Raw genomic sequence first — 8,349 nt, 5'->3', positions numbered from 1 at the left:
CCGGGGTGCCGCCTTGCCCACCCTGCCGCCCAAGGCGGCAGATTGCCCAAGGCGGCACGGCAACCGTCACGCGTTGGCCGGCTCCGGGTCGGGCGCCGGGGTCTGGGGCGGAACCCCGGACCCGCCGTCCCGCTTCGCGGACCGCTTGGCCGCCCGCCGCTCCTTGCGGAGCTCCAGCATCGCGTAGAGCGTCGGCACGAGCAGAAGCGTCAGCAGCGTCGACGTGATCAGACCGCCGATCACGACCACCGCCAGCGGCTGCGCGATGAAGCCGCCCTCGCCGGTGACGCCGAGCGCCATCGGGAGCAGGGCGAAGATCGTCGCCAGGGCCGTCATCAGGATCGGGCGCAGCCGGTGCCGCCCGCCCTCGACGACCGCCTCGACCACGCCGAGCCCCTGGGCCCGGTACTGGTTGATCAGGTCGATCAGGACGATCGCGTTGGTGACCACGATGCCGATGAGCATCAGCATGCCGATCATCGCCGGGACGCCCATCGCCGTGTCGGTGGCAATCAGCAGGCCGATCGCGCCCGTGGCCGCGAACGGGATCGAGACCAGCAGGATCAGCGGCTGGGCCAGCGAACGGAACGTCGCCACCAGGAGCATGAAGACGATCGCGATCGCCGCGAGCATCGCCAGGCCCAGGTTCTTGAACGCGTCGTCCTGGTCCTCGCTGACGCCGCCGATGGTCGCCGTGGCGCCCTTGGGCAGGTCGAGCGAGGCGAGCTTCGACTGGAGGTCGGCGCTGACCGCACCCGTGTTGTCGCCGTCCGGCTTCGCCGTGACCGTCGCCGCGCGGGCGCCGTCGATCCGGGTCATCGAGACAGGACCGTCGACCGTCTTCACGGTGGCGATGTCCCCGAGCCTGACGCCGCCCGGACCCATCGGCAGCTTCTTCAGCTCGGCCATCGTGGTGGCCGGCTGCGCCGACTTCACGACGATGTCGCGCTCGGTGTCGTCGATCGTCGCCTTGCCGCTGGTGGTGCCGCGCACCGCCTGGGTGACGGCGGCGCCGAGCGTCGTGTCGTTGAACCCGGCGGCGGCCGCCTTGGAGTTGGCTTTCACGGAGATCCGCGGCACCGACTGCGACAGGTCGCTGGTGACGTCGGTGACGTCGTCGAGCGAGGCGACCGCGTCCTGGACCTGGTCGGAGGCCTTCTCCAGCACGTCGCCGTCGGCGGCCTTCACGACCACGGACAGGTCCTGGCTGCCGAAGCCGTCACCGGCCGCGATCGTCGTCGTACCGACGCCCGAGAGCTGTCCGAGCTCGCGCTCGATGCGCTTCTGCGTGGCCTCGTACGTCGCGGAGTCCTTCAGCTTCACCTGGTACGACGCCTGGTTGGTGTCGGTGCCGCCGCCGAAGGCCGCCATGAATCCGGAGGAGCCGATGGTGACCTGGTAGTCCTCGATCTCGTCGATGCCGGAGAGCATCTTCTCGATCTTCTTCGCGGACGCGTCGGTCGCCGAGAGGCTGGTGCCGGGCTGCAACTCCTGCTTGATGGAGAGGACTTCCTGGTCGCCCTGGTCGAAGAAGTTCGTCTTGAGCATCGGCGCCATGCCGAACGTGCCGACGAGCACGACCACCGCGATCATCAGCGAGGTGAAGCGGCGACGCGTCGCGAAGCGCAGCACGGGAACGTAGATCCGCTGCAGCCAGGAGCGCGCCTCCTTCTCCTCGGCCTTGCGCCGCGCCTCCTCCGGGTCGACCCCGCGGGCCGCCTTCGGCGGGCGCAGGAACCAGTAGGAGAGGACCGGAACGACCGTCAGCGACACCAGCAGGGAGGCCAGCAGCGCCGCCGTCACCGTGATGGAGAAGGAGCCGAACAGCTCGCCCACCATGCCGCCGACCAGGCCGATCGGCAGGAACACCGCGACGGTGGTGAGGGTCGAGGACGTCACCGCGCCCGCGACCTCGCGCACGGCCTTGAGGATCGCTTCCCTGCGTTCCTCGCCGTAGCCGAGATGGCGCTTGATGTTCTCCAGGACCACGATCGAGTCGTCGACGACACGGCCGATCGCGATGGTCAGCGCGCCGAGCGTCAGCATGTTGAGCGACAGGTCGCCGGTCCACAGGACGATCAGCGCGAGGACGACCGACAGCGGGATGGAGACCGCCGTCACGAGCGTCGAGCGCAGCGAGGCCAGGAAGATCAGGATCACGATGACTGCGAAGAGCAGGCCGAGCGCGCCCTCCGTGGTCAGGCCCGAGATGGACTTGGAGACGGCCGGGCCCTGGTCGCTGACGACGGTCACTTCGGCGCCGGAGCCGAGGTCGTCGCGCAGCTGCGGCAGCTTGTCCTTGACGGCCTTGGAGATGGAGACGGCCGAGCCGTCCTGGTCCATGGTGACCGCGAGCGACAGGCTGGGCTCGCCGTCGGTGCGGGTGATCGAGTCGGCCGTGGACGGCTGCTGCTTCACCGTGGCGATGTCACCGAGGCGTACGGGCTTCTTGACGCCCTCACCCGTGATCATCAGGTCCTGGATCTGCTTCAGGGACGTGAAGCCGCCGCCGACCTGGACCGTGCGGTTCTTGCCCGCCTCGTCGAGCGAGCCCGCGGGCAGGGTGGCGCCGCCGGCCTTCAGGGACTCGGCGAGGGCCTGCGGGTTCACCCCGGCCGCGGCCATCTTCCGGTCGCTGGGCGTGATGTCGACCTGGAGGTCGCGGACGCCGTCGACCGTCACCTGGGAGACGCCGTCGATGTCCTTCAGCGTCGGCACGACGGACTTGTCGAGCTGGTCGGCGAGCGCCTGCTGGTCCTTGTCGGAGGTGACGGCGAGGACCACGGTCGGGATGTCGTCGGTCGAGCCGGCGACGACCTGCGGGTCGACGTCTTCGGGCAGCTGGGCGCGGGCCCGGTTGACCGCCTGCTGGACGTCGGCGACGAGCTGCTTGCTGCCGTCCGAACCGTAGTCGAACTGGGCCATCACCAGGGCGTTGCCCTCGCTGGCCGTGGAGGTGACGCCGGTGATTCCGTCGACCGCGTCGATGGAGTTCTCGAGAGGCTCGACGACCTGCTTCTCCACCACGTCCGGGGACGCGCCCTGGTAGGGGGCGATGACGGAGACCATGGGCAGTTCGATCGAGGGCAGCAGCTGCTGCTTGAGCTGAGGGATCGCGATCGCGCCGAAGACGATCGCGATGATCGAAATCAGTCCGATGAGGGCGCGTTGAGCGAGGCTGAATCTCGACAGCCAGGACATGGATCGGGTCTCCGTGGGACGTGAGCGGAAGATGAAGGCCCGCGCATGACAACCGGTGTGGTGTGAGGCTTGGGGCCCACGGTCCACCCTCGGTCATGCGTGCGACCCGATTCGTCGCTCCCAGGTCCCGTTCTTCTCCGCCGCCTACTGCGCCCGGAGTACACGTCCCGTAGGGGTCACTCCACCCTTGGGCGTACCAGGCCCGATTCGTACGCGATGACGACGAGTTGGGCGCGGTCGCGGGCACCCAGCTTGGCCATGGCGCGGTTGACGTGGGTCTTCACGGTGAGCGGGCTGACCTCCAGACGCTCGGCGATCTCGTCGTTGGAGTGGCCGCCCGCGACCTGGACGAGGACCTCGCGCTCGCGCCCGGTGAGCGCGGCGAGCCGCTCGGCGCGGCCGTCCGTGAGGCGCTCCCCCTCCTCGTAACCGTCCCCCTGCGCGAGGAACTTGGCGATAAGACCTTTGGTCGCGACGGGCGAGAGCAGGGCGTCGCCCGCGGCCGCGATCCGCACGGCGCCGAGCAGTTCCTCGGGCTCGGCGCCCTTGCCGAGGAAGCCGGAGGCACCGGCCCGCAGCGACTGCACCACGTACTCGTCGACCTCGAACGTCGTCAGCATCACGACGTGTACGTGGCAGAGGCCGGGGTCGGCGCTGATCTCACGGGTGGCCGCGAGGCCGTCGGTGCCGGGCATCCGGATGTCCATGAGGACGACGTCGGGGCGCTCGGAGCGGGCGAGCCGGACGGCCTCGGCGCCGTCGGATGCCTCCCCCACCACCTCCATGTCGGGCTCGGAGTCGACGAGCACCCGGAAGGCGCTGCGCAGCAGGGCCTGGTCGTCGGCGAGGAGGACCCTGATCGGCGCGCTGGTCATGTGGTGGCGTCCTCGGGGGTGTCGGTGCCTGCGGCGGGCGCCGCGCCGCCGGCGCGGGCCTTGGTCGGAAGGATCGCATGGACGCGGAAACCGCCGCCGTAGCGCGGTCCCGCGGTGAGGGCGCCACCGAGCGCGGACGCGCGTTCGCGCATGCCGAGGAGGCCGTGGCCGCCGTTCGCCCCGGGCTCGTCGGGGTCGCGGGGGTGGTCGCCGTGCGCGGCGGCGGCGCCGGGGCCGTTGTCGAGGATGGTGATCTCCACGTTGGGCCCCACGCGTACGACGCTGACCTCGGCCTTGGCGTCGGGGCCCGCGTGCTTCTGCACGTTCGTCAGCGCTTCCTGTACGACGCGGAACGCGGCGAGGTCGACGGCTGCCGGCAGCGCGGGGGCGTCCTTCGCGCGGGCCACCTCGACGGGCAGGCCCGCGTGCCGGAAGGTGTCGACGAGGTCGTCGAGCCGGTCGAGCCCGGGAGCGGGTTCGGTGGGCGCCTCCGGGTCCCCGGTCTGCCGCAACAGGCCGACGGTGGCCCGGAGTTCGTTGAGGGCGGAGCGGCTGGCGTCCCGGACGTGGGAGAGCGCCTCCTTCGCCTGGTCGGGGCGCTTGTCCATGACGTGCGACGCGACGCCCGCCTGGACGTTCACGAGGGCGATGTGGTGGGCGACGACGTCGTGCAGGTCGCGGGCGATCCGCAGGCGCTCCTCCGCGACGCGGCGCCTGGCCTCCTCCTCGCGGGTGCGTTCGGCGCGTTCGGCGCGCTCCCGGATCGCGGTGACGAAGGCGCGCCGGGAGCGGACCGCGTCACCGGCGGCCGCGGCCATCCCGGTCCACGCGAAGATCCCCAGATTCTCCTGGGAGTACCAGGGCAGCGGTCCCGCGAACATGGCGATGCCGGTCAGCAACGCCATCGAGGCGAGACCGACACGCCAGGTGGTGGGGCGGTCCGTGGTGGCGGCGACCGTGAACAGGGCGACGACCGCGGACATCACGACGGGTGCGCGGGGGTCGCCGGTGACCAGTTCGACGACGGAGACGGTGGAGGTCGCCGCGAGGACGCACAGGGGGGCGCGGCGGCGGAACACGAGGGCGGCGGCGCCGAGCAGCATCAGGACGATGCTGAGCACGTTCGGGGTTCTGGCGCCCCAGGCGTACGTTCCCTCCGGCCCGTGCGGGTCGACGAAGGAGCCGGCGACCATGCACAGGAGGACGCCGAGCGCGAGGGTGGCGTCCAGGGCCAGCGGATGCGTCCTGGCCCACCGTACGAAGCGGTTCACCGGGTTCACGGTAGCGCGCCCGCCCCTGCCGCCCGCCCGGAGTGGCTACCCCGGGATCAGGCCGTCGTCGCTGAGCATGTCCCGGACCTCCGCCAGCGTGGCGTCCGCCGCGGGCAGGATCAGCTCCGAGGGCTCGAGGGCGTCGTCCGGCAGCGGAGTGCCCAGGCGGCGGACCGCGTCCAGGAGAGCGGCGAGCGTGCGGCGGAAGCCCGCCGCGTCACCGCTCTCCATCTCCGCGAGGAGTTCGTCGTCGAGCTTGTTGAGTTCGGTGAAGTGGTCGTCCGCCAACTCCACCTGGCCCTCCCCCATGATCCGGACGATCATGTCGGCCTCCTCAAGGCGCTACTGCTTGTCGAAGCGCGGGGTGTCCTGGGGCTGCTGCGACGGCTGACCCTGTTCCTGTCCGCCCTCGAGTGCCTGCTGCGACGAAGCGGAGCCCCCGGCCAGCTCCGACTTCATGCGCTGCAGTTCCAGCTCTACATCCGTACCACCGGAGAGCCGATCCAGCTCGGACTGGATGTCGTCCTTGGCGAGACCAGAGGAGTCGTCGAGGGCGCCCGAAGCGAGCAGTTCGTCGATGGCGCCGGCCCGCGCCTGGAGCTGAGCGGTCTTGTCCTCGGCGCGCTGGATCGCCATGCCGACGTCGCCCATCTCCTCGGAGATGCCGGAGAACGCCTCGCCGATCCGGGTCTGCGCCTGCGCCGCCGTGTACGTGGCCTTGATCGTTTCCTTCTTGGTGCGGAAGGCGTCGACCTTCGCCTGCAGCCGCTGGGCCGCGAGAGTGAGCTTCTCCTCCTCGCCCTGCAGCGTCTGGTGCTGCGTCTCCAGGTCCGTGACCTGCTGCTGGAGCGCGGCACGGCGGGACAGCGCCTCACGGGCCAGGTCCTCCCGGCCGAGCGCGAGCGCCTTGCGGCCCTGGTCCTCGAGCTTGGAGGACTGGGACTGGAGCTGACCGAGCTGCAGCTCCAGACGCTTGCGGGACGTCGCGACGTCCGCGACTCCCCTGCGTACCTTCTGGAGCAGCTCCAGCTGCTTCTGGTACGAGTAATCGAGGGTTTCGCGCGGGTCCTCGGCCCGGTCAAGGGCCTTGTTCGCCTTCGCGCGGAAGATCATCCCCATACGCTTCATGACACCGCTCATGGGCTTCGCGCGCCCCCTTCTGACAGATCCAGCCTTGGTCCAGCTCCAGCACTGCGACAGAAACCACAGTACGGGTCCTGCCTCTATTACCGCACTGTTCAGGTACGGATGCGCTCATCCCCGAGGACGACTGCTTCCGGCCCCGATCCGGCGCAAGGAGTAGATGACCCCTGACCTGAGGACGCGGGGTGTTGTCGGATCGTTCCCCACTGGCCTGTGGTCGATGCACGACCACCACGTACCCTGGCGATTGTGTTCCGTAGCCGATCCAAGGACGACAAGGCCCAGGCCGCGCAGGCCAAGGTGACCATGTCCAAAGAGCCCCGAGACCCGCAGGCGCCCAAGGGCCGCCCCACGCCGAAGCGCAGCGAGGCCCAGACGCAGCGCCGCAGCGTGGCCAACACCAAGATGTCGCCGAAGGAGGCCCGCACCCGCTCGCGCGACGAGCGCCGCACCGCGATGCAGCGCCAGCGCGAGGCGCTGGCCAACGGCGACGAGCGTTACCTCCCGGCCCGTGACAAGGGCCCCGTGCGCAAGTACGCGCGCGACTTCGTCGACTCGCGCTTCGCGATCGCCGAGTACTTCCTGCCGATGGCGGTGATCATCCTCGTCCTGAGCATGATCCGCGTCGGTTCGCTGCAGAACATCGCGCTGCTGCTGTGGCTGTTCGTGATCGTCGCGATCGTGGTCGACTCGGCCGTCACGGGCTTCCGCCTGAAGAAGATCCTCGCGGAGAAGTTCCCGAACGAGCGCCGCAAGGGCGCCGTCGCGTACGCGCTCATGCGCACGCTCCAGATGAAGCGACTGCGCCTGCCGAAGCCGCAGGTCAAGCGCGGAGAGCGGCCCTGAGCACGGACAGCACACTCGGCGCGGGCACGAGCGGCACGGAGGCTTTCGCCGGCGACGTCGTGCGCTCCTGGCTGGACAAGCTCGGCGGGCTGCGCGACATCGTGCGCCAGGAACTCGTGGCCAGGCAGCTCGACGAGCAGCTGGCCGCGCGGTTCCCCGTCGGCAGGCGGCTGCGGGTGCTCGACGTGGGGATGGGCCAGGGTACGCAGGCGCTGCGCCTCGCCCGCGCCGGGCACAAGGTGACCGGCGTGGAGCAGGACCCGGAGATGGTGGCCGTGGCGGGCCGGACGCTCGCCGCGGAGCCCGTCGGGGTCCGCGACCGGGTCCGGCTGGTGCAGGGCAACGGCATGGACACCGGCGTGCACTTCCTGCCGGGCAGTTTCGACGTCGTGCTCTGTCACGGCGTGCTGATGTACGTCGAGGAGCCCGACGCGCTCCTCGCGGGCCTGGCCCGGATGCTGGCGCCGGGCGGCCTGCTCTCCCTTGTGGTGCGCAACGGTGACGCGCTCGCGATGCGGCCGGGGCTCGCCGGTGACTGGATCGGCGCGCTCGGCGCCTTCGAGTCCACGAAGTACACGAACCGGCTCGGTCTCGACGTCAGGGCCGACCGGCTCGACGCGCTGACGGAGACGCTCGCGGGGATCGGGGCGCCGCTGCACTCCTGGTACGGGGTGCGGGTCTTCACCGATCAGGCCGCGGACGGCGCGGTGGCGCCGGAGCACGGGGAGCTTCAGACCTTGCTCGCCGCGGAGGAGAAGGCGGGGCGGTCGGATCCGTACCGCCGGGTGGCTGCGCTGCTCCACCTCTGCGGAGTACGGGGCTGAGCCACTCAAGCCCCTGCGGCGATTGAGCAGCGGGGTCCGGGGCAGAGCCCCGGGCCGCAACCACGACGCCGTTGATGACGCCTCGGGGGGGGGGCCCCGCCCCCCCGGGGGGGGGGGGGGGGGGGGGGGGGGGGGGGCGGGGGGGGCGGGGGGGGGGGGGGGGGGCGCGGAAAAGTAGAGAACAAAAAA

The 8,349-nt window shown here is 70.8% G+C and carries 7 protein-coding genes; 2 read left to right on the top strand and 5 right to left on the bottom strand.

Annotated features, from left to right (window positions below; translation table 11 throughout):
* Positions 1 to 66 precede the first annotated feature (66 nt).
* The 5 genes from ACFV9W_RS38910 to ACFV9W_RS38890 form a co-directional block, all read right to left on the bottom strand.
* Complete coding sequence (locus ACFV9W_RS38910) at positions 67 to 3,201, bottom strand: efflux RND transporter permease subunit (protein WP_385770825.1); 3,135 nt, start codon at positions 3,199 to 3,201, stop codon at positions 67 to 69.
* A gap of 176 nt (positions 3,202 to 3,377) precedes the next feature.
* Positions 3,378 to 4,076, bottom strand: a complete 699-nt coding sequence (locus ACFV9W_RS38905) for a response regulator (RefSeq protein WP_385770823.1) — start codon at positions 4,074 to 4,076, stop codon at positions 3,378 to 3,380.
* Complete coding sequence (locus ACFV9W_RS38900) at positions 4,073 to 5,347, bottom strand: sensor histidine kinase (protein ID WP_385770821.1); 1,275 nt, start codon at positions 5,345 to 5,347, stop codon at positions 4,073 to 4,075. The genes ACFV9W_RS38905 and ACFV9W_RS38900 overlap by 4 nt, the downstream gene beginning before the upstream one ends.
* 45 nt (positions 5,348 to 5,392) lie before the next feature.
* Positions 5,393 to 5,671 carry a hypothetical protein gene (locus tag ACFV9W_RS38895; RefSeq protein ID WP_385770819.1) on the bottom strand — a complete coding sequence of 93 codons (279 nt, stop codon included), beginning with the start codon at positions 5,669 to 5,671 and terminating at the stop codon, positions 5,393 to 5,395.
* Between the two features lie 18 nt (positions 5,672 to 5,689).
* On the bottom strand, positions 5,690 to 6,487 hold the full coding sequence (locus tag ACFV9W_RS38890) for a PspA/IM30 family protein (protein WP_385770817.1): 798 nt from the start codon (positions 6,485 to 6,487) through the stop codon (positions 5,690 to 5,692).
* Between the two features lie 252 nt (positions 6,488 to 6,739).
* On the opposite strand from ACFV9W_RS38890, the gene ACFV9W_RS38885 reads away from it, so the two are divergent.
* Positions 6,740 to 7,336 carry a DUF3043 domain-containing protein gene (locus ACFV9W_RS38885; RefSeq protein WP_385770815.1) on the top strand — a complete coding sequence of 199 codons (597 nt, stop codon included), beginning with the start codon at positions 6,740 to 6,742 and terminating at the stop codon, positions 7,334 to 7,336.
* A gap of 116 nt (positions 7,337 to 7,452) precedes the next feature.
* The gene (locus ACFV9W_RS38880) at positions 7,453 to 8,160 is read left to right on the top strand and encodes a class I SAM-dependent methyltransferase (RefSeq protein WP_385770827.1); all 708 of its coding nucleotides are present in this window, start codon (positions 7,453 to 7,455) and stop codon (positions 8,158 to 8,160) included.
* The last annotated feature ends 189 nt before the right edge of the window (positions 8,161 to 8,349 follow it).

The organism is Streptomyces sp. NPDC059897 (assembly GCF_042730865.1).
Classification (GTDB): domain Bacteria; phylum Actinomycetota; class Actinomycetes; order Streptomycetales; family Streptomycetaceae; genus Streptomyces.
This window is presented reverse-complemented; position numbering and strand designations above follow the sequence as displayed.